This window comes from Klebsiella variicola (assembly GCF_000828055.2).
GTDB classification, from domain to species: Bacteria; Pseudomonadota; Gammaproteobacteria; order Enterobacterales; family Enterobacteriaceae; genus Klebsiella; species Klebsiella variicola.
Map to the genome: position 1 here is coordinate 2757372 of NZ_CP010523.2, position 21085 is coordinate 2778456.

At 60.1% G+C, this 21085-nt stretch carries 23 protein-coding genes; 10 read left to right on the forward strand and 13 right to left on the reverse strand.

All coding sequences use genetic code 11. The features are described from left to right. Window positions 1-7 precede the first annotated feature (7 nt). Entirely contained in the window at window positions 8-853 is an 846-nt protein-coding gene (locus SP68_RS12995; RefSeq protein WP_008804934.1) for a LysR substrate-binding domain-containing protein, read from the forward strand. On the opposite strand, the gene SP68_RS13000 is transcribed toward SP68_RS12995, so the two are convergent. Next, the gene (locus SP68_RS13000) at window positions 850-2007 is read right to left on the reverse strand and encodes a YbfB/YjiJ family MFS transporter (protein ID WP_023322597.1); all 1158 of its coding nucleotides are present in this window, start codon (window positions 2005-2007) and stop codon (window positions 850-852) included. The two genes, SP68_RS12995 and SP68_RS13000, sit on opposite strands and share 4 nt — an antisense overlap. A 208-nt stretch (window positions 2008-2215) precedes the next feature. Here SP68_RS13000 and SP68_RS13005 point away from each other — a divergent pair, with 208 nt between their 5' ends. After that, on the forward strand, window positions 2216-2641 hold the full coding sequence (locus tag SP68_RS13005; RefSeq protein ID WP_040968502.1) for a VOC family protein: 426 nt from the start codon (window positions 2216-2218) through the stop codon (window positions 2639-2641). A 38-nt stretch (window positions 2642-2679) separates the two neighbouring features. Here the strand turns inward: SP68_RS13005 and SP68_RS13010 are convergent, their stop codons facing one another. Then, the gene (locus tag SP68_RS13010) at window positions 2680-3126 is read right to left on the reverse strand and encodes a VOC family protein (RefSeq protein ID WP_008804938.1); all 447 of its coding nucleotides are present in this window, start codon (window positions 3124-3126) and stop codon (window positions 2680-2682) included. Between the two features lie 229 nt (window positions 3127-3355). Here SP68_RS13010 and SP68_RS13015 point away from each other — a divergent pair, with 229 nt between their 5' ends. The 5 genes from SP68_RS13015 to SP68_RS13035 all read left to right on the forward strand — a co-directional run bounded on the left by SP68_RS13015 (window position 3356) and on the right by SP68_RS13035 (window position 6862). Next, entirely contained in the window at window positions 3356-4543 is a 1188-nt protein-coding gene (locus SP68_RS13015; RefSeq protein ID WP_008804939.1) for an MFS transporter, read from the forward strand. A gap of 216 nt (window positions 4544-4759) precedes the next feature. Next, on the forward strand, window positions 4760-5050 hold the full coding sequence (locus tag SP68_RS13020; protein WP_008804940.1) for a hypothetical protein: 291 nt from the start codon (window positions 4760-4762) through the stop codon (window positions 5048-5050). 202 nt (window positions 5051-5252) lie between these two features. Continuing rightward, window positions 5253-6014 carry a trans-aconitate 2-methyltransferase gene (tam, locus tag SP68_RS13025; protein WP_040968501.1) on the forward strand — a complete coding sequence of 254 codons (762 nt, stop codon included), beginning with the start codon at window positions 5253-5255 and terminating at the stop codon, window positions 6012-6014. 156 nt (window positions 6015-6170) lie between these two features. Then, entirely contained in the window at window positions 6171-6491 is a 321-nt protein-coding gene (locus SP68_RS13030; protein WP_008804942.1) for a carboxymuconolactone decarboxylase family protein, read from the forward strand. Further along, complete coding sequence (locus SP68_RS13035) at window positions 6482-6862, forward strand: tautomerase family protein (protein WP_012541763.1); 381 nt, start codon at window positions 6482-6484, stop codon at window positions 6860-6862. Before SP68_RS13030 ends, SP68_RS13035 begins: the two co-directional genes overlap by 10 nt. A gap of 210 nt (window positions 6863-7072) precedes the next feature. On the opposite strand, the gene SP68_RS13040 is transcribed toward SP68_RS13035, so the two are convergent. The 7 genes from SP68_RS13040 to sad form a co-directional block, all read right to left on the reverse strand. Then, a complete protein-coding gene (locus SP68_RS13040; RefSeq protein ID WP_040968500.1) occupies window positions 7073-7519 on the reverse strand; it encodes a GNAT family N-acetyltransferase in 447 nt (148 codons plus the stop codon). Window positions 7520-7774: 255 nt separating this feature from the next. Then, window positions 7775-9226 carry a tagaturonate reductase gene (locus SP68_RS13045; protein ID WP_023297591.1) on the reverse strand — a complete coding sequence of 484 codons (1452 nt, stop codon included), beginning with the start codon at window positions 9224-9226 and terminating at the stop codon, window positions 7775-7777. A 113-nt stretch (window positions 9227-9339) separates the two neighbouring features. Beyond that, window positions 9340-9870 carry a GNAT family N-acetyltransferase gene (locus SP68_RS13050; protein WP_032735551.1) on the reverse strand — a complete coding sequence of 177 codons (531 nt, stop codon included), beginning with the start codon at window positions 9868-9870 and terminating at the stop codon, window positions 9340-9342. Between the two features lie 77 nt (window positions 9871-9947). Beyond that, the gene (locus SP68_RS13055; protein WP_008804947.1) at window positions 9948-11372 is read right to left on the reverse strand and encodes a GGDEF domain-containing protein; all 1425 of its coding nucleotides are present in this window, start codon (window positions 11370-11372) and stop codon (window positions 9948-9950) included. 114 nt (window positions 11373-11486) lie between these two features. After that, window positions 11487-11855 carry a DUF4186 domain-containing protein gene (locus tag SP68_RS13060; RefSeq protein ID WP_040968499.1) on the reverse strand — a complete coding sequence of 123 codons (369 nt, stop codon included), beginning with the start codon at window positions 11853-11855 and terminating at the stop codon, window positions 11487-11489. Next, complete coding sequence (glsB, locus tag SP68_RS13065) at window positions 11855-12757, reverse strand: glutaminase B (RefSeq protein ID WP_223168521.1); 903 nt, start codon at window positions 12755-12757, stop codon at window positions 11855-11857. Before glsB ends, SP68_RS13060 begins: the two co-directional genes overlap by 1 nt. A 105-nt stretch (window positions 12758-12862) precedes the next feature. Further along, window positions 12863-14248: a succinate-semialdehyde dehydrogenase gene (gene sad / locus SP68_RS13070; RefSeq protein ID WP_023297590.1), complete on the reverse strand. Its 1386-nt coding sequence runs from the start codon at window positions 14246-14248 to the stop codon at window positions 12863-12865. A 106-nt stretch (window positions 14249-14354) separates the two neighbouring features. Between sad and ptrR the strand changes: the two genes are divergently transcribed. Next, window positions 14355-15233: a putrescine utilization regulator PtrR gene (gene ptrR, locus SP68_RS13075; protein WP_008804951.1), complete on the forward strand. Its 879-nt coding sequence runs from the start codon at window positions 14355-14357 to the stop codon at window positions 15231-15233. On the opposite strand, the gene SP68_RS13080 is transcribed toward ptrR, so the two are convergent. Beyond that, a complete protein-coding gene (locus SP68_RS13080) occupies window positions 15187-15669 on the reverse strand; it encodes a GNAT family N-acetyltransferase (protein ID WP_008804952.1) in 483 nt (160 codons plus the stop codon). The two genes, ptrR and SP68_RS13080, sit on opposite strands and share 47 nt — an antisense overlap. Before the next feature lie 145 nt (window positions 15670-15814). Between SP68_RS13080 and SP68_RS13085 the strand changes: the two genes are divergently transcribed. Beyond that, window positions 15815-16759, forward strand: a complete 945-nt coding sequence (locus SP68_RS13085) for an L-lactate dehydrogenase (RefSeq protein ID WP_040968498.1) — start codon at window positions 15815-15817, stop codon at window positions 16757-16759. A gap of 14 nt (window positions 16760-16773) precedes the next feature. On the opposite strand, the gene SP68_RS13090 is transcribed toward SP68_RS13085, so the two are convergent. The 3 genes from SP68_RS13090 to dtnK are packed head-to-tail and all read right to left on the reverse strand — an operon-like array spanning window position 16774 to window position 19751. Further along, the gene (locus tag SP68_RS13090) at window positions 16774-17535 is read right to left on the reverse strand and encodes a DeoR/GlpR family DNA-binding transcription regulator (RefSeq protein ID WP_012968265.1); all 762 of its coding nucleotides are present in this window, start codon (window positions 17533-17535) and stop codon (window positions 16774-16776) included. 1 nt (window position 17536) lies between these two features. Next, window positions 17537-18523, reverse strand: coding sequence for a D-threonate 4-phosphate dehydrogenase (locus SP68_RS13095; RefSeq protein ID WP_012541770.1), 987 nt, complete (start codon window positions 18521-18523; stop codon window positions 17537-17539). Continuing rightward, on the reverse strand, window positions 18516-19751 hold the full coding sequence (gene dtnK, locus SP68_RS13100) for a D-threonate kinase (protein ID WP_040968497.1): 1236 nt from the start codon (window positions 19749-19751) through the stop codon (window positions 18516-18518). Before dtnK ends, SP68_RS13095 begins: the two co-directional genes overlap by 8 nt. A 175-nt stretch (window positions 19752-19926) precedes the next feature. On the opposite strand from dtnK, the gene SP68_RS13105 reads away from it, so the two are divergent. After that, on the forward strand, window positions 19927-21075 hold the full coding sequence (locus SP68_RS13105; RefSeq protein WP_040968496.1) for an iron-containing alcohol dehydrogenase: 1149 nt from the start codon (window positions 19927-19929) through the stop codon (window positions 21073-21075). Window positions 21076-21085: the final 10 nt, after the last annotated feature.

Consider the following 21085-nt stretch of genomic DNA (forward strand, 5'->3'; position numbering starts at 1 on the left):
GAAAAATATGAACCACAGCACACTAGAGATCTTCATTCAGGTGGCAGAAACGCAGAGCGTCACCCAGGCAGCAAAACGGCTGGGCCGCGCACAGTCCAATATCACGACCCGCATTCAGCAGCTGGAAGAGGAGCTTGCCGTTGAGCTCTTCGTTCGCGGCAACAAAAAAATGGTGTTGTCCCCGGCAGGCGTGCAGTTTCTCAGCTATGCCCGGCGGATCCTGAGCCTGGCGGAAGAGGCAAAGCAGGCTCTGCATCCGACAACCCCAGGCGGCAGTCTGCGTCTGGGCGCGATGGAGGCGACCGCCGCCAGCCGGCTGCCGCCGCTGCTTACCCGCTTTCAACAACGGTGCCCGCAGGTAGATATCACCCTTATCACCCAACCGACCCGCCAGTTAACCGAGGGAGTGTTAACCGCCGCCCTCGATGCCGCGCTGGTCTGCCTGCCGCCTGGGGCCGATGGTCAACCGGCCTGTCCCGCCGAGCTGGCATGCACCCCGGTGTTTTATGAAACGCTGATGCTGGTCCGTCCGCAGACCCCGGGCCCGCTGCGGTTCGCGGCATTCGCCAGCGGCTGCAGCTACCGCGCGCTGGGCGAACGCTGGCTGGCGGAGCAGCAGGCGGCCGTCGAGGTGCATGAGGTCAACTCCTATCACAGCATGCTCGCCTGCGTGGCTTCCGGACGCTACGCCTGCCTGCTGCCGCAGAGCGTGCTGTCGAAGATGACGCTTCCCGAAAACTGCCTTAGCGAACCGCTGTGCGAGGCGACCACCCAGCTTATCTGGCGCAGCGGCTTGAACGCCCCCGCCCTGAGCGAGTGGCGCAAGCTGCTGCAAAGCGTGGCGATTGGCTAAGCCTGGCGTTCGGTAAAGACCAGCCCTGCGGCAATCAGCAGCGCCAGCGCCGCGGCATAGAGCGCCGGGTTAAATGAAGCCGCGATCTGATACAGCGCGCCGGCGATAAGCGGCCCGGCAATCTGTCCCACGCCGTACAGTGCAGTCATCGCGGCAATCATATTGAAGCTCACCTGATGGCTGAGACTTTTCGCCTTCGGTAGCGCAATGGTGACGGTGCCCATAAAGGTAAAGCCCACCAATAGCGCGCTTAGCACGCAAAACAGCAGTGAAGCGCTGCAGGCTGGAAGGATCACGCCAAGCGCCTGGACGATCAGGTTGCGGGTCAGCGCCTGCCGGTACCCCCACTTTAGCACCAGCTTATGCCAGATAAGGCAGGACGGCGCGGCCGCCAGACCAAACAGCGCCCACAGATGGACCGGGTCAACGCTCTGCAGCGAACCAGACAGAAACAACGGCAGATAAGTGGCGGTGATGATATAGCCGAAGCCCGCCAGGCCGTAAACCATCAATAGTCGCCACGCCGCGCGACGCGTATCGCTCCCGGCCTCAGGCAAGGAGGTCTCAACATGGGAAACCCTCACCAGTGCAGCCGGCGGAGTCAGCAGCCAACGGATCGCCAGCGCCAGCAGCAGACCAGCGCATAATGCGCAGAGCAGCCAGATCTGCTGGCTGGTGAGGCTCAGGGCATGTCCAAGGGCGATCCCCTCCGCAGAGATAAATATCCCCAGCCCCACCCCGGCATACAGCAACGGCGCCCCGTGATGATGGCCCATATGTTCCAGCAGCCACAGCGAACCAGCAATCAGCGTTATCGCGCTCAGCGCGCCGGCGACGGCGCGCAGCGCAATAATGGTCCACGGCGAGCTCACCCAGGCCAGCAGCGCCAGGCTGGCGATGGTCAACCCGGCGGAGATAATGCTCAGTCGGCTGGCGGCCCCAGGCTGCACCCGCGCCAGCAGCAACGCGCCGACCAGATAACCAGCGTAATTGGCCGACGCGGCGAGATTGCCCTGGTGCAGGGTCAACAGACCTTCATTAAGCATCAGCGGCAGCACGCCGGTGAAGGCAAAGCGCCCGTAGCCCATGCCGATCATCAGTACTATCGACCCAGCCAGTGCCAGCCATATGGCCTGGCGCGATCTGTTATTCATCCACCACCTCATAATGATTCTCATATTAAGAACAATAGTATTTTATAATTCTTTTTTTATTATGATTAAGAGAGAATGTCGGCGCAAGGCGGACGTTAATCCGCTATGGTATTGACAGAGAGAAAATGGCGCCCGGGCACGTCTTAACACACGCCGGGCCGATTTACCGGTACAGTATCAACTTGAGCTTTTGCTTACGGGAGCCATTATGTTGTTCAGCCATATGCGTATTGCCAGACCGGTCAGTGAACTGGACGCCACCGCCAGCATGTATTGCGCCGGGCTGGGGCTTCAGCAACTCGGCAGCTTTACCGATCATGAAGGATTCAGCGGGATTATGCTCGGCGCGCCCGACGCGGGCTGGCATCTGGAATTCACCCACTGTCGCCACCATCCCGTCACTCCCTCGCCAGGAGATGAAGATTTGCTGGTGCTGTATTACCCACAGCAGGCGGAATGGCAAGCACAGTGCGCCGCCATGGACGCCGCCGGCTTTCTGCGGGTCACGGCGTTTAACCCTTACTGGGAAGTCAATGGCGTCACTTTCGTCGACCGCGACGGCTATCGCACCGTGTTGCAAAACCGCGCCTGGGGAGAAGTACGAAGCGCTTCCGATCACGAGGAGAGTCAATAACCTCTCCTGTGTGTCCTGCACCGCGTCCGGCGCGGGCGCTATGGCTCTTCCGCCCGCAGCCACGGCGTCACCGTGAGTCCGGCCAGCAGCCCTTCCGGACTGAGCAGACGGGTGACCGTCTGTCCCCACGGTTCGTCGCGCGCCGCGACGAGCAGGCGGTATCCCTGCTGCTGCAGCCGCGCCGTCGCCGCAGCCAGGTCGCGGACCTCAAACTCAATCCATGCCTGCGGCACCGGCTCCGTCTCCGGCCACTGGTCCTGACCAAAACAGGACTGCGCCGCCTGCGCCAGCGGCCACAGCGCAAAATGTTTCACCCCGCCGATAGCATCCTGCTCGCTGAGGAGATACGCCTCGTTACCCGGCATCGGCTTTAGCGGCAAACCCAACGCCTGACAATAGAAGTCACGGCTTTGCGACGTGCTGCGGGTGATGGGACCGAAGCCCGCAATGAACAAAACGTCAATATCAGCGAAATCGTGGGACATGTTCTCTCCTGAACGCGGCGGTAAGCTAACGCCATCATGCCCGTACGCAGGCGCCAGCGGCAAACCCGATTAATGGCGGGCGCATGCACAACATCATCGACGGTACAGACCGTTGCGCCCCTTCGGACAGACAGCGACTTCATCGGTGACAGATAAAACGCCCTCGCGACTCGCCAGCGTCCTCGCGGCGCGCTATGCTAAACATCCCTTGTATTAATCACTTATCCCTATGAGCACTTCCGTCAGCACCACGCAACTCAATTTGCGCATCATTTCGATCGTTGTCTTCACCTGTATCTGCTATCTCTCCATCGGCCTGCCGCTGGCCGTACTGCCGGGATACATTCACTATCAGCTGGGCTACAGCACCTTTGTCGCCGGGATTGTGATCAGCCTGCAATACATCTCAACGCTGATCAGTCGACCGCACGCCGGGCGCTATACCGATATCTGGGGCCCGAAAAAAGTGGTCAGTCTCGGGATCATCTGCTGTCTGCTGAGCGGAGCATTCACCCTGCTGGCGGTGCTTTTGCAGGCGACGCCGATGCTGGCCATCGCCGCGCTGCTGGCGGGCCGGGTGTTTCTTGGTGTCGGCGAGAGCTTTACCGCGACCGGCGCCACGCTCTGGGGGATCAAAACCGTCGGCGCGATCCATACCTCGCGGGTGATCTCCTGGAATGGCGTGGCGACCTATGTCGCCATGGCGATCGGGGCGCCGCTGGGGGTCACCCTTAACCACTATTTCGGCATTAGCGGATTTGCCACGGTGGTGGTGGTGGTGGCCGCCATCGGCCTGCTGTTCGCCCGCACCCGCCAGGATGTCAGCGTGACTGCCGGTGTCAGAGCGCCCTTTCACGCAGTGGTACGAAAAATTTGGCCTTATGGCCTGGGGCTGGCCTTTGGTACCGTTGGCTTCGGCGTTATCGCCACCTTCATCACCCTCTATTTTGCGGCGCACAGCTGGCAGGGCGCGGCGTTTACCCTCTCCCTGTTCAGCGTCGGCTTTATCTGCGTCCGCCTGGTGCTGGGAAATACCATTACCCGCTATGGCGGGGTCCCGGTCTCGCTGGTCTGCTTTGTGATCGAGTGTCTCGGCCTGCTGCTGATCTGGCTGGCGCCGTCAGCCTGGGTGGCTGGCGTCGGCGCCTTTCTCACCGGCTCGGGTTTTTCCCTGGTCTTCCCGGCGCTAGGGGTCGAGGCAGTCAAACAGGTGGAAGAGCAAAACCAGGGGACCGCCCTCGGCACCTACTCGGCGTTTCTTGACCTGGCGCTGGGACTCACCGGGCCGCTGGCCGGATGGGTCGCCGGCTTCTACGACCTCGCCACGCTATATCTGTTGGCGGCGATTGTCGTGGTGTTCGCTTTCCTGCTCATTTTACGCGTCCAGCGACAACAGCGAGCCGTCTCAGGAACGTAGTCAGGCCTGGCCCGCGGATCGCCGCGGGCAAAAAACGAATCGGCAATTGACGACGATTCGGCTTCCATGCCAACATCCTCCTCAGCGTCTGACAACAGATGCAAGGACGGTAGCGGAGAACAACAGAGATCGCACAACGATCCAGCCCGGCGCCGTAGTCCAATCCGAATCACTGACCCACACGGTGAATTCCTGATTCTGGCGGGAAACACAGACATGCACCAAAGTTTTAATCAGCGCGTTCATTTCTATTACTGCGTCCTGGTCGCGCTGAAGATGCACGGAAAGTCGAAAAAATCGGGCGGTATCAGAGGAAAGAATAACTTTCTGCTGAAATGGCTGCGCCGGGCGCAGGATAACAACATCTTCCCGCCCGATATCACCAGCGAAATTGAATGGCTGCGAGGTAAAATCATTCAGGCCGGTTACGACACCGATCTCGAACCGATGCTGGATTTTGTTTACGCCACCGCCAGCCGCGCTGAAGCGCTCAAGAACGCCGAATAAGTCACTGCGCCCGCAACGGGCGCAGTGACTGTCCATCCCACCGCCTCCCTGAGCGTACCGACCAGACGCGAAAAGCCCACTGATGTTTATTCTTTTTGTGACACTGTCACGAAGTGGGTTACCGCTGGTAACATTCGGCGGCTGACAGGCTGCCAGTAGCGTTCTATGCTTTGCCCAGTCTTCCCTCACACAGGACCGCGCTATGGCTGACTGGAACCCTTCTTTGTATCTGCAATTTGACGCTGAACGTACCCGCCCCGCGGCCGATCTGCTCTCGCGTATTGCCCATCTGCAGGTTGAGCACGTTGTCGACCTTGGCTGCGGGCCGGGAAACAGCACCCGCCTGCTGCGCGCCGCCTGGCCGCTGGCGGCAATCACCGGTATCGATAACTCCCCGGCCATGCTGGCTCAGGCGGCACAGGCCTTACCCGACTGTGAGTTCATCGACGCCGATATTGCCCGCTGGCGGCCTGCGCAACCGGTAGACGTGATCTATGCGAACGCCTCTCTGCAGTGGCTGGCGGATCATGAGACGCTGTTTCCGCATCTGGTGGCGCAGCTGGCCGTCAACGGGACGCTGGCCGTGCAAATGCCGGATAACTGGCAGGAACCCTCGCATACCCTGATGCGCCAGGTCGCCAACGAACAAGGATTACCGGACCGCGGACGCCAGCCCTTACTCCCGCCGGACGCCTGGTACGATATGCTGACCCGCCAGGGTTGCGAAGTTGATATCTGGCGCACCACCTATTTTCATCCCCTCTCTTCCCATCAGGCAATAAGCGACTGGCTGCAGGGGACCGGATTGCGTCCCTATCTGGCCGGCCTGGACGAGCAGTCCAGAAACGCGTTTCTGACACGCTATGTCGAATTGCTGACCGCCCACTATCCGTTACAGTGTAACGGAAAGGTGCTCCTGCGATTCCCCAGGTTGTTTATCGTGGCGCGAAAAATCGACGTCTAACCGGAATGAGCGCTTAAGCGTGGCAATGAATAAGGAGAACAGGGTGAAAAATCATCCTGTTTATCAGGACGAAATATCCTGAACATTGCGATATTCAACCTTTTTCCCGGCATGCGACAGTGATTGCCATCTCAACACCCAATAACGGGAGTCACTGTGGAAAATAGCGCTGTTAATCGCAACACCCTGGCCGCCATTGCGCCAAAACTGGCCGAACTGACCGAAACGGTACTGTTTGGTGATATCTGGGCACGCCGCGATCTGTCGCCCCGCGAACGGAGCCTGATCACCCTTTCAGCCCTGACGGCGCTGGGTAAAACCCAGCAGCTGCCGTGGCATATCGCTCTCGGCTATCAAAATGGCCTGAGCCAGGCCGAAATCGTCGAGCTGTTCACCCACCTGGCGTTCTATGCCGGCTGGCCAGCGGCGGCCAGCGCCCTGACCTGTCTGAATGAGCAGGAGACACCATGCCCCTGACCCGCATATCGCTTGGCACGGCCTGGCGTCCCACGGAGTTTGCTCAATTGTCGGCGCTCTTTCATGAGTGTCTGGTGGCAGAGTTCGACGTGCCGTCAGCAGATAAATTTCAGTTTATCGAGCAGGCCGCCGACGAGCAGCGCATTTACGACCCGAACTACCTCAGCGACGGACGCAGCGCCCGCTTCGTGCTGTTTCATATTTTCGCCGGTAAACCGCGCAGCCGGGCGCAGAAACAGGGGCTTTATCGTCGGCTCTGTGCGCGGTTAGACGATGAGATGGCGGTCAGCCCGCAGGACGTGATGGTGGTTATCCAGTTTAACCAGCGGGAGGACTGGAGTTTTAGCGCAGGGAAGATGGCGGATGAATAACGCCGGCGGCGCCGCATGAGGCGCCGCGTTTCAGCACGATATCTTTGCTACCAGGCGAGATGATGCACCAGTGAGAGATCCCAGGCCGTAGCCAATAGTGAAAGAAACATAATCAGATTGACCACTGTGTCGAGACGTTTTTCCATCGTTGCTTCTCCTGAGCCGGTTTCCCCTGTTATAGCGGGAAAAGCTTAACAACCTCTTACCGCTTCAGGACCCAAGCGTGATCCTGTAGCGCACATAATCGTCAGCCGGGGTAAACTCATCATACAGATGACGGGCCGGATTATCACGACGCGTATGCCAGTACAGCCGCGACCAGCCTTTGTCTGCCCCTTCGGTTTGCAGCGACTTAATGATTGTTCTGGCAATGCCTTGTCCACGGAAGGCAGGATCGACAAACAGATCCTCCAGATAGCAGATGGGCGTGGTGACCCAGGTTCCCTCGTGAAGAATGCAGATGGCGAACCCCACCACCGTATCATCGACCACAGCCACCCTGCCCAGCACCGGGGAGTTCTCGTCCAGCATTCGCTGCCAGGTGCATTCGGTCACCTCTCCCGGCTGCGGGCTGCCATAGAAGCGGGTATAGCCTTCCCAGAGATTAAGCCATTCGGCTTTGTCGTGCGGCCGTATTTCCCGGATATCGATGACCATGCGAGTTTCCTTACAGATGAATGAATTAGCCTGCGAACATTGGCAGGGAAAATGGGTTCGAACCATTATTTTCCTGTGCAGCCACATGTTCAAGCGGCATAGCGGCAATTCTCTCCTTGCAGGGGGCGATTTGGCACTAAAAGGCTTTTTTGCAGCGGAGTGACCGAGCGGCTTGATAGCCGTGATAAAAAAGCATGTTGTAACTAATTAAGGGGCTTTAAAACCCGGCCGCAGCCGGGTGAATGACGTCCGCTATCAGCACAAGGGCTGTACAGCATCGCGCATACCGCGAGACAGGATAGCATCGAGGTCGGCAGTCACCTGCTCCACCAGACCCGGGATCTGGCTTAAATCCTGCTCCCAGTGAGCTTCCACACTGAGCACGGCAGTCACCAGCTCACGGGTGCTCATCTGGCGATCGCGATGACGGGCCCACAGCGTCTGATATCGCGCCAACCATTCGGCGTCATCCTGTACCGGATAGCTTTCACCCTCCCGCTCTCCCCGGTAGAAGGCGATCAGCGCTGCCAGGGCAAAAGTCAGCCGCGGCGGCAGTTGCCCACTCTTTTGCTGCCCTGCCAGCAGTTGCGGCAGAATGCGAGTGCGGTATTTGGTCATGCCGTTGAGCGCAATCGAGAGCAGCTGATGTTTAATATACGGGTTACGGAAGCGCCCGGTCACGGCGCTGGCAAATGACTCAAGCTCATCGCGCGGCAGATCCAGCACCGGAATAATCTCGTCATAAATCGCTTTTTCGACAAACGCGCAAATCTCCGCATCGTTCATCGCCTCACCCACGGTGTCGATCCCGGCCAGGAAGGCCACCGGCACCAGCGCGGTATGCGCCCCGTTGAGGATCGCCACTTTGCGCTCTTTATACGGCTTGATATCGTCCACAATGCGCACATTCAGCGGTAGTTTATCGAGACGCAGCTCGGCCGCCAGCGAGGCAGGCCCCTGGATCACAAACAGGTAGAAATGCTCGGCGGTATCAAGGAAGGCATCTTTATAGCCAGTCTGTGCCTCAAGGGCCGCCACTTCATCACGCGGATAGCCGGTTACGATGCGATCCACCAGCGTTGAACAGAAGGTATTCGCCGAGGTCAGCCAGCGGATAAAAGCCTGCGGCAGCTGCCACTCAGCAGCATAGCGCAGCACCAGCGCCTGCAGCGCCTCGCCGTTATAATCGATCAGTTCGCAGGGAATAATCACCCATCCCTTGTCGGCCGCACCGGCGAAATGCTGGTAGCGTTCAAACAGCAGACGCGTCAGTTTCGCCGGATAGCTGACCGGCGGCGCGTCGTCAAAACGATCCCCGGCATGATAGCTGATGCCCGCCTCAGTGGTATTGGAGAAGACAAACCGCATCTCCGGGTTATGCGCCAGACGTAAAAAAGCGTCGAAGTCAGCGTAAGCGCTGATCTCCCGGTTGACCGAGCGGATCAGGCGCGCGTCGCTCACCGCCTCACCCTGCTCGTTCAGACCGCGAATAATGGTGGTGTAAAGACCGTCCTGGGTGCTCAGTGAAGGCGGGAAATCCGTCGCAATAGGACGGACGACCACGATGCCCGCATTCAGGTCGGTATGCTCGTTGAGGAGATCTATCTGCCAGTCAACGAATGCGCGCAGGAAATTGCCTTCACCAAACTGGATGATACGGTCAGGGTACTGCGCGCCGGGGAAATCACGACGGTTTAATGTTTTCACAATGGGTTCCCTCTAATAGTAGTCATACAACCTGAGTAATTGGTCCAATAAGTTATCAGGTTTTTCTACCAGTGAAACCCCGTTTTGATCAAAGCATTCTGCAATAGCGACCGTCAGGGCAAAAACTTATAGAACAGTGAGGTGGCGGTCATCTCTCCGTCAGGCATCAGCGCATAGCGCGGGATTTCCCCCACTTTTTCCCAGCCACAGCGGACATAGAACTGCTCCGCCCCGCTACCGGCTGCCGTGTCCAGCACCAACACCGTCTTCCCTTCCTGTCGGGCAACATGCTCTAGCTCGCTCATCAGCGCGTTGGCAATCCCCTGGCGACGGGCATTTTGGTGAACCAAAAGTTTGGCGACATCCGCACGATGGGGCTGGTTTTCCGGTTGGCGGGTAATAAGTTGCACGGTACCGATGGGTTGCTCGCTGGCGTCGAGGGCCGCCAGCACGATGCGCTCGCCGGCCGCCACGCTGTCGGCGGTGTGTTGCCAGAAAGTGGTGGCCGTCTGCGCGCTAAAGGGCAGCATAAAACTTACCGAGGCGCCGCCGTTGACGCAGCTTGCCAGGATATCGCTTAATGCCGGGAGGTGGTGCAGAATATCGTCACGCGACAGCGTGCGCAGTGAAAAGGATGTGGTCATGGAAGCTCCCTGTAATTGACCACATCACTATGTTTTTAACCAAAAATTAACACAAGCGGATTCCGTATAGGATTTTCTTATGGTGCACTTTCGGTTAGCGCTGGCATACAGATGCGATTGCGACCGGTCTGTTTGGCTTTGACCATCTCCTCGTCTGCCGCCATCAGCAATTGGTTAAACAGCTCCGTGATGCGAGCGTGCCCCACCTCGCGCGTCTCCAGCCCCATGCTGATGGTCAGGTGGATTGGATTCTGCCCCAGGCCGAAGGGTTGCGACTCCACCCCGTGGCGGATTTTTTCCGCCAGTAAATAGCCCTGCTGGGTACTGTCGACGACCGCCGCCACCGCAAACTCTTCACCGCCAATGCGGGCAACCATCCCCTGCTCGTCCACCAGCTGCCGAACCTGCTGGGCAAACTGGGTCAATACGCAATCGCCGCCTTCATGGCCCAGAGCATCATTCACCCGTTTGAAGCCATCGATATCCAGCACCATCACCGTCAGCAGCTTATCGGCGGGCAACGCCTGACGCTTCAGCGCCTCGCTCAGTCCGGAACGGGAATACACCCGGGTCTGAAAATCAAAATCGGCACGCAGGGCCAGCTGTTTCACCAGCGTGTTAATCGCTTCGACACTGGAAGCGACAATCACCGGGCTAATCAGCATAGCGGCAATGCCGAGGCGGGTGGAGAACAGCTGCCACGGCTGCATTCGCGCATCCGGCGAAAAGTGAATTAACGAGTTGGCGACCAGCAATATCTCGCTGATGCCGGTGAGAAAGGTTAACAGGCAGGTCAGCGGCAGCGGATAACGAACGGCGCACCAGATCAGGGCCGGCAACGGGAAGGTAATGCTGCCGGCGCCGCCCACCGCCACGCCGAGGGCTATCGACAGCACCAGCGCCAGCGCGGGCAGCAGTTGGCGAAAACGAAAACCGCTTAATGCCGAAGGCAACGTCAGGGTCAGAATAAACGGCAGGATCAGCACCGCTGTCGAGAACTGTTCGCTAAACCAGTCTGCCAGTTGGGGAATAAAGGTGGCGCGTTCAACATCCACCGACCCCAGGGCGCCGACGGCGGCGCACAATAAGGCGGCAAACAGGCAAAAACAGAATAAATTAAGCGCATTAATCGGGCCGGGCATGGAGTCGGCGCGTCGCTTATCCCACAGCACCAGCTGCGCCAGCACCACAATAAAGACAATATTGGAGAAATTAATCAGCAATGAGGCAAAGCCCATCCCCCAGCGCGAAGTGAGTCCGTCATAAACCAGCATTGCCGCAAAACAGACGGCATAAAAATAGCTGCGATTAAGCCAGACATAGCGCGCAAAGATCCCGGCCATCACGGCATTGAGCGGCCAGAAGAATGAGAGCTCCTGCACCAGGCGCAGCATAGCCCCCAGAAAATGCAGTAGTAGCGTTAACGTGAATAATACCAGTGCGTCGCGCACGGGCTGCTCTTCACGAAACAGCGTAAATGACCGAATCGACAGTGAAGACATTCAGTAATTATCCGTCTAATTGTTTCAGGCAATTATTATGTTAATAATTAGTTAGCGGATTATCATAACATGAGAATATTTATCAGGCATACTCCGGCGCCGATCAAATGCAGATTACCGCACAGACGGGCCGTTCATCTGCAGCACCAGCCAGTGATGGATCACCTGCACCAGATAGCGCTGCTCCTGCTCGCTCAGCGCGCGGCCGTGGGGAATGGCGTGCCATTTTTCCAGACAGCCGCGGCAGCAGGTGGCGGTCGCATGCTGGGCGATAAATACCGGATGGCCGCGCATCGGCGTCTGCTTACCGTCGTTCATCGGTTCGGCGGGCGCCAGCCGCTGGCGGATAAAATCCGCAGCGTGCTGGTCGATGATCTCCGGCCCCTTATCAAGACAGTATTGCCGCTCTTTGACCCCGAGTCGAAAGCGTGAACGAAACGTCGAGCGCGCCAGACGGGCAAACAACCGATCCTGCTCAACCATCAGAACACCGACCTCCCCATCCGCTGAGTCAGTTTTTCCAGCAGCGCCACGCCGGCCAGCGAGTTCCCGGCGTCATCAAGCTCCGGGCTCCACACGGCGATCGCCATCTCCTGCGGCACAATCGCCACAATTCCGCCGCCGACGCCCGATTTCGCCGGCAGGCCAACGCGCCAGGCGAATTCGCCGGCGTTCTGGTACATGCCGCTGGTCATCATCAGGGCATTCACCTGACGGGACTGAATGGGCGCGATAACCGGTGCCTCCAGGTGCGGGGCGATACCGCGATCGGCGAGGAACAGGAAGGTTCGCGCCAGCTCAACGCAGCTCATCTCCAGCGAACAGTAGTGGAAATAGTTCTGCAACACGGTGGCGACGTCGTTATGGAAGTTACCGAAGGATTTCATCAGCCAGGCGATGGCGGCGTTGCGCGCCGAATGCTCGAACTCAGAACGGGCCACCACCGGATCGTAGGCGATATCGGCCACGCCGCTCAGGCGGCGGACAATCTCCAGCATCCGCTGACGCGGGGCGCTGAGCCGGCTCTGCAGCATGTCGCAGACCACCAGCGCCCCGGCGTTGATAAACGGGTTTCGCGGTTTGCCCTGCTCGATCTCCAGCTGCAAAAGGGAGTTAAAGGGTTGGCCGGAGGGATCTTTGCCCACCCGCTGCCAGATCTCCTCTTCCTGATAGTGGTTCATGGCCACCACCAGGCTCAATACCTTGGAGATAGACTGGATGGAAAAACGTTCATGCGCATCGCCGGCGGCGAAGTGCTGCCCGTCTACCGTACTGATCGCAATGCCAAGCTTATCGCCGCTGACGCTGGCCAGCGCCGGAATGTAATCCGCCACTTTACCGCGGCCAATCAGCGGCCTGATTTCTGCCAGAATGGCTTCCAGCATTGCGTTATTGATCACCGCCGCCACATGCATCTCCTTGCCCACCATCGAAATTTGGTGGGCGAGTATAGCAGACGTGGACGACGGTCGTCAGGGGGCTAACGTTGATTAGCGACGGTCTTTCCAGACGGTCTGCGCATTACAGAACTCGTGCAGACCAAAATGTGACAGCTCGCGACCAAAACCACTCTTCTTCACGCCGCCGAAGGCCACGCGGGCGTCGCTGGCGCAGTAGCCGTTGAGGAAGACGCCGCCGCACTCCAGCTCGCGGGCGAAGCGCTGGGCCTGCGCCTCGTCGGTGGTATATACCGTTGCCGACAAACCAAACTCGCTGTCGTTGGCGAGGGCCAGCGCATGGTCAGCGTCGCGAGCGGTGGTCAGGGTTGCTACCGGACCAAACAGCTCCTGACGAAAACCGGTCATCCCGGCGGTGACATTGCCCAGCACCGTTGGCGCATAGTAGTTGCCCGCTCCTTCGATTTTTTCTGCGCCCAGCAGCAGAGTTGCCCCTTCATCAAGGGTCGCCGTTACCTGCTGGTGCAGTTCATCGCGCAGGTCGAAACGCGCCATCGGTCCGACGTAGTTTTGCTCATCGCGCGGGTCGCCCATCTTCAGCGCCGCCACGGCGTCGACGAATTTGCGGGTGAAGGCCTCGGCAATACCGGCTTCGAGGATGAAGCGTTTCGACGCGGCGCACACCTGGCCGCTGTTCTGATAGCGGCCGGTGACGGCGGCCTTTACCGCCTCATCCAGGTCGGCATCGTTGAGCACGATAAAGGGATCGGAGCCACCCAGCTCAAGCACGCATTTCTTCAGCGCCGCCCCCGCCTGGGCGCCAATCGCCTTGCCGGCGCGGACGCTGCCGGTGACGGTCACCGCCGCGATGCGGTCGTCATTGATGATCTGCGAAACGCCGTCATTGGTGGCGTTCACCCAACCGAACACGCCATCCGGCAGGCCGGCGGCGGCAAAAATCTCGCCCAGCAGGCGGGCGCTGCCCATCACGTTCGGGGCATGCTTCAGCAGGTAGCTGTTGCCGGCCAGCAGGATCGGCACCGCGCCGCGCAGCACCTGCCAGACCGGGAAGTTCCACGGCATGACCGCCAGAATGGCGCCCAGCGGACGATATTCAATCACCGCCTGATTATTTTCCACCTGCGTGGCTTCCGTCGCCAGCATCGCCGGGCCGTGCTCGGCGTACCAGTCGCAGAGGTTGGCCGATTTCGCCACCTCGCCGCGCGCCTGAGCGATCGGCTTGCCCATCTCGAGGGTAATCATCTGGGCCACCTCTTCCCCGCGGGCGCGCAGCGCAGCCCCGATGCGACGCAGGGCGTCGGCGCGGTCGGCGAGCGGCGTCTGACGCCACTGGCGATAGCCTGCCGCGGCGAGAGCGATAGCCGCATCGACCTCGCGTTCGCTGGCCCAGGGCAGCGAGGAGACCACCTCACCGGTAGTCGGGTTGACGGAAACCGCGTGCGTTGCAGATAAATTCATCGTTATTCTCTCTCTCGTTGCTTGCGAAGTAACCGTATTCTGGCTTACCTTTCCATTCATTGAAAATGAATAATATTAAGCAACGCATTCACAAAAGAAGAATAGTATGGACCTGACTCAGCTAGAGATGTTTAACGCTGTCGCCACCACCGGCAGCATTACCCAGGCGGCGCAGAAAGTGCATCGAGTGCCGTCCAACCTCACCACCCGCATCCGCCAGCTGGAAGCAGACCTCGGCGTAGAGCTGTTTATCCGCGAGAACCAGCGCCTGCGCCTCTCGCCTGCGGGACACAGCTTTTTGCGCTACAGCCAGCAGATCCTCGCCCTGGTGGACGAGGCGCGGATGGTGGTGGCAGGCGATGAACCCCAGGGACTGTTTTCTCTTGGTTCGCTGGAGAGCACCGCGGCGGTACGGATCCCCACCACCCTGGCCCACTTTAATCAGCGCTACCCGAAAATTCACCTGGCGCTCTCCACCGGCCCTTCCGGGACGATGATCGACGGCGTGCTGGAGGGCGCCCTGAGCGCCGCGTTCGTTGACGGCCCGCTGGTGCATCCGGGTCTGGAGGGGCTGCCGGTGTTCCCGGAAGAGATGATGATCGTCGCCCCGTACGGCCACGCGCCCATCGACCGCGCCAGCGAAGTGAACGGGGCCAACGTTTACGCCTTTCGCGCCAACTGCTCCTACCGCCGGCATTTTGAGAGCTGGTTCCATGCCGACAGAGCAACCCCGGGCAGGATCCACGAGATGGAGTCTTACCATGGGATGCTGGCCTGCGTGATCGCCGGCGCGGGCCTGGCGTTGATCCCGCGCAGTATGCTGGAGAGTATGCCCGGTCATCAGCAGGTTTCCGCCTGGCCGCTGGCCGAAGAGTGGCGCTGGTTAACCACCTGGCTGGTGTGGCGCCGGGGCGCCAAAACCCGCCAGCTGGAGGCGTTTATAGCGCTGCTGAACGAAGATCGGCAAACAGCGGTTTCTCCATAAACACGCTGAGCGGATCGGGCTGATACGGCGCAAACGCGCAGCGGGTCTGGTAGCCGTTGCGCGTGTAGAGGGTGATGGCCGCATGCTGATGGATACCGGTTTCAAGCCGCAGCGTATGACAGTCGCGCTGGCGCGCTTTCGCTTCCAGCGCCGCCAGCAGCTTTTCTCCCAGCTGCTGTCCGCGGTGCTGCGGATCGATATAGACCCGCTTCATCTCGCCGAAACCTTCCTCACTGAGGACGATAGCCCCGCAGCCAACGGCCTCGCCCTGCGCGCTGCGGATGACCAGGGCGATCACCGTCTGCGGCGGCAGCTGGCTGAGGTCCAGCAAATGGTTGCTCTCTGCCGGATAGAGTGTCTCCTGCCAGGCGTCGAGAGCGGCAATCAGGGCGGTAAATTCTGCGTCGGTGGGGGCGATGTCGGTAACGGTATACATAGGTGAACTCCTTTTTTTACGCCACTGTAGCGCGCCCTCGGCCCGTTTCCGCCATAGCATTAACTTATATTGCTGCCCACCTCTTGCGCTAACTCGCTGAAACACAGTAATTTTATCCCCTGCCGTTCGTACTTGAGATCTGAATATGCACACCAAAGCCCGTAAAGTGATGATTATTGGCGCCGGCAATGTCGGCGCGTCGGCGGCCTACGCCCTCCTCAACCAGAGCATTTGCGAGGAGCTGATCCTCGTCGACCTTAACCAACAGCGTGCCGAGGCCCATGCCCAGGATCTCAGCGATGCCGCGGCCTATCTGCCGGGGATGATGACCATCTCCACCCGGGAAGCCAGCGACTGCGCTGATGTCGATATCGCGGTGATCACCGTTTCCGGCGGCGCGCTGCGCCCCGGTCAGAGTCGGCTGGATGAACTGACCACGACGGCGAAGATTGTGAAGAGCATTGTGCCGGCGATGATGGCCAACGGGTTTAACGGCATCTTTCTGGTAGCCACCAACCCCTGCGACATCATCACCTGGCAGGTATGGCAGCTCTCTGGCCTGCCGCGCAGTCAGGTGCTGGGCACCGGGGTCTGGCTGGATACCACCCGCCTGCGTCGCCTGCTGGCGCAGGAGCTGGATATTGGCGCCCAGAGCATCGACGCCTTTATCCTCGGCGAGCATGGCGATACCCAGTTTCCGGTATGGTCACACTCTTCGGTGTATGGCTCGCCGATCGCCGACCTCTATCAGCAACGTACCGGCCGGCCGCTCGACCGCGAGGCAATGGCCGAAAAAGTACGAAAACTGGGGTTTGAGATCTACGCGGGCAAAGGCTGCACCGAATATGGCGTGGCAGGCACCATCGCCGAGATCTGCCGCAATATCTTCACCGGCAGCCACCGCGCGCTGGCGGTCTCCTGCATTCTTGACGGTGAATACGGGGTCAGCGGCGCGGCGGCTGGGGTGCCGGCGGTGCTGGCCCAGGGTGGCGTGGAGCAGATTATTGAACTGCAGCTGGCCGCCGAGGAGCAGGCGAAGTTCAGTCAGTCGATAGCGGTGATCAAGGCCAATATCGCCCGTCTGCCCTGACGGCAGCCTGCAAGTCAGTCAGCAATGATCAGCTGTGGGGAAAGGGTCACCAGCGCCTCGCGGGTCGCCTCCGGCAGATGGGCGTCGGTGACGATATCGGTCAACGACTCCAGCGGGGCAATATTGAACAGTGACCAGGCGCCGTATTTGGAGCTGTCCGCCAGCAGGATGCGCCGCCGGGCATTAGCCATCAGATCACGTTTCAGGGCAGCCTTCTCCTCCGTCGGGGCGGTGATCCCCTTCTCGAGGTCCCAGCCGTTGCAACTGACGAAGGCAAGGTCCGGCCAGATGGTCTGCAGCAGGCGGCGGCCGTGATCGCCGATGCACGACTGGCTGCTGTCATCGATGCGCCCACCGATAATCGTCACTTCTATCTGCTTAAATTCCGACAAAAACAGCGCGATATGTAAATCGCTGGTGATCACCCGCAGCGGCAGATGGGTGATCTGCCGCGCCAGCTCAATCATGGTGGTGCCGGCGTCAAGCACAATCGCGTCGCCGGCCTTCACCAGCGCGGCCGCCGCGCTGGCGATAGCCTGCTTTTCCAGCGGACTGCGCTGGGCTTTCTCCAGCGTCGTCGGCTGGGAAGGAATAAACCGGTTCAGCGTCACCCCGCCATGTGTACGGCTGATCACCCCTTCCTGATCGAGTTTGATCAGGTCGCGACGAATGGTGGCCGGCGAGGCGTTGGTCGCCGCCACCAGCTGGTCGACTGTCACCAGATTATGGCTTTTCAGGAAGTCCATAATCTGCTCTAACCGGTTATATCCCTTCATGTTATTCCTGCGCGATGTGCATGGCGAGCTCAATGGAGGTTGCCATGCTCTCAGACTTCGCTTTACCTGTCCAGGCAATATCAAACGCGGTGCCATGATCCGCTGAGGTACGGATAAACGGCAGCCCGGCGGTGATATTCACCCCATCATAGAACCCGAGCAGCTTCAGCGGGATATGCCCCTGATCGTGGTACATCGCCACCACCATGTCGTACATACCTTCGTGACACTGCATAAACACCGTGTCCGGTGGACAGGGGCCGGTGACCTCTATCCCCTGCGCCTGCATGGCGGCGACCGCCGGGGCGACGATGCGGATCTCTTCATCGCCAAACAGGCCGTTCTCCCCGGCGTGCGGGTTAACGCCGGCAACCGCAATGCGCGGACGCTGATAGCCGACCCGGCGCAAAAACCGATCCGCTACGCCAATCACCGTCTCGATTCGCGGCTGGTTGAGGGTATCGAGGAACTGGCGCAGGGCGATATGAGTAGTGATATGGATAACCTTGAGCTTCTCGGTATAGAGCACCATGGCGTAATCGGTGGTCTGCGTCAGGTGGGCCAGCAGTTCGGTATGGCCGGGGAAAGCGTGCCCGGCGAGATGCAGCGCCTCTTTATTTAGCGGCGCGGTCGCGATGGCCGCGACCGCGCCGTCCAGCGCCAGCGCGGTCGCCCGCCTGATGCAGCGAAACGCGAGGTCCCCTGCCTGGGCCTGAACTTCGCCAGGGCGCAGCCCCTGCGGGTCGCTGAGCGGTTCATCAATAACGTTGATGGTCGCTGGGGAAAAACTCGCCTCGGCGGGATGGTCAATGATGCGCAGCTCCGCCCGCGGCGTAATATTCAGCGCCAGGATCCGCCGCAGCGTCTGCGCGCAGCCCACCACCACCACCGGCGCGCCGCTCAGCGCCCCTTCGGCGAGGGATTTGATAATAATCTCCGGACCAATCCCTGCCGGGTCGCCCATTGTCACTGCAATCATGTTAGACACTCAGTTTCTCCTCAATAAAATTCACAACATTTAACAGCGTAGTGTCGGTGCCGAATCCCCCTGCTTTGGTCATCACCGGCCGTGACCAGCGACCGCCGAGAAAGTGCCCGTAAGGCACACACTGCGCCACCCGCCCACGGATCTGAAATCCGGTGGCGCCGAGCGCGTGCGCGACGGCGATGGCTACATCGCCGCCAGAGAGGTACAGGGCGCCCGGTGGGCACAGCGCCACCGCCTGCGCCGTGACGTCGGCAAGCCAGGCGCAGATGTGCTCCCCGTAGGCTGCGCGGCTGAGACCGCGTTCGTTACACTGGGCTTCAATCCCGTGCCGGGCGGCGTTATTCGGGCGGGTGGTCACCACGCAGTGATGACCCTCACGCAGCACCTCGGCGATCCGCGAGGCTTCCTCCTTCGGCGATCTGCTAAAGGCCTGTTCGACATCTATTTCGATCTTTCTCACTCGGGAATGAGCCTGCAGCGCAGCGACCTGGCGCTGCGCCATCTCGCTCATCGAACCAACCAGCGCCAGTAGCGGCCCCTGCTCGCTGCGGCGCAGGCGGCGCGCCAGCGCCTCGCAAAGTCCCGCCGAGCCGACCAGCAGGGTCTCCCGCGCATGGGGCGCAACGGCGTCGATCACCAGGTCCAGATGGCTGTCTTCCCAGGCGTCGACAATCAACACTCGCTTCTCCTCGCCCGCCGTCGCTAATGCCTCCGGAAGCCGGGCAGCGTTCAACGTCAGACAGGGAAGACGGCTCTGCATGGCGATAATTTCGCTAATTTCCGCCCGGCTCACGGGCGTTTTCGGATCGCTGGCAAATTCGGTCTGATCGAGGGCCACCCCATGCACATAGCAGCGCCCGTCCCGGGTATGCCGCCCGGCCGCCGGATACGCCGGGGCCACCACCGCCAGCCGGCAGCCGTGCGCCGCCATCATTGCCTCCAGTTCGCCGCCAAGGTTGCCGCGCAGCGTGGAGTCGATCTTCTTTACCTGCCAGTGCGGGACAAATCTTGCCGCGCCGCGCAGCAGACCGGTGACCTTGTCCGCGGCGGCGGCGGCGCTCATTGCCCGGCTGTCGCTGTTGAGAATTAACGCCCGGGCGGTTGATGGTTGCCCGGCGCTGAAGGCCACTTCCACCGACATGCCCGCCTCAGCGAGGCTGACACCGGCGTCATTGGCTCCCGTAAAGTCATCTGCCAGCACCAGCACCTGGTTATTACCATCGTTCATTGTTCTGCCTTGTGGTCGATGAAAATCTGAAACTGATTATATTCAATCATATTTGATTAAATGTGAGCAAGCTCAAGTTATTAAACTGCCGTATAAATTATAACTTTCCCCCACCAGAAGAGTGACACGATTCATGAATGATTGAATTCAATCAATTACTACCAAGGAGAAACGCGTGGCGACGATACACAGCACAATCATCAGCGGGGCGGGCGCCTCAACGGCCCTGCTGCCGCTGTTGTCAGGTAAAACCCGCATCCTGCTGGTGACCGACCAGAACGTTGGCGCGCTGGAAGCGACCCGGGCGATCCATCGCCTGCTGGCGGCCGAAGGGCGTCAGGTTGAGGTCATTGACACAGTACCGGCAGAGCCCAGCCATCACGATGTGGCGCAGATTGTCAGCCAACTGGGCGCCAGTCAGCCCCAGATGATCGTGGGCATCGGCGGGGGGAGCGTACTGGATGTGGCGAAACTGCTCTCGGTGCTCCTGCATACTGAGGCGCCCTCTCTGACGGCCATGCTGGCAGGCGAGTTGCCGCAACGACGGATTAGCTCATTGTTGATCCCGGCCACCGCCGGCACCGGCTCCGAAGCGACGCCGAACGCCATTCTGGCGATCCCCGAGCAGCAGACCAAAGTGGGGATCATCTCCCCGGTGCTGCTGCCGGACTATGTCGCCCTGCTGCCGGAGCTGACCACCAGCATGCCGGCCAGCATCGCGGCGTCGACCGGCATCGATGCCCTGTGTCATCTGCTGGAGTGCTTTACCTCCACCGTCGCCAATCCGGTGAGCGACAACGCGGCGTTAATCGGTTTACACAAGCTGGTGCGGCATATCGAACGCTCGGTGGATCAGCCGCAGGATCTGACGGCGAAGCTGGAGATGCTCTGGGCCTCGTGGTACGGCGGCGCGGCGATCAACCATGCCGGCACCCATCTGGTGCATGCGCTCTCCTATCCGCTTGGCGGTACCTGGCACCTGCCGCACGGGGTGGCTAACGCCATTCTGCTGGCGCCCTGCATGCGGGTGGTCCGCCCCTACGCGGTGGCAAAATTCGCTCAGGTCTGGGATCTGATCCCCGACGCAGATCGCACGCTCAGTGAGGAAGAGAAATCCCATGCGCTGGTCGCGTGGCTGGCGGCGCTGGTGAAACGACTGCCCCTGCCGGACAACCTGGCCGCGCTCGGCGTGCCCAGGGAGAGCATCCCTGCTCTCAGCACAGCGGCGCAAAACGTCAAGCGCCTGATGAACAACGCCCCCTGCAGCGTCAGCCGCGAAGAGATTGTGGCTATCTATCAAACGCTGTTTCCAGAACATGCCTAACAGGAGAAAG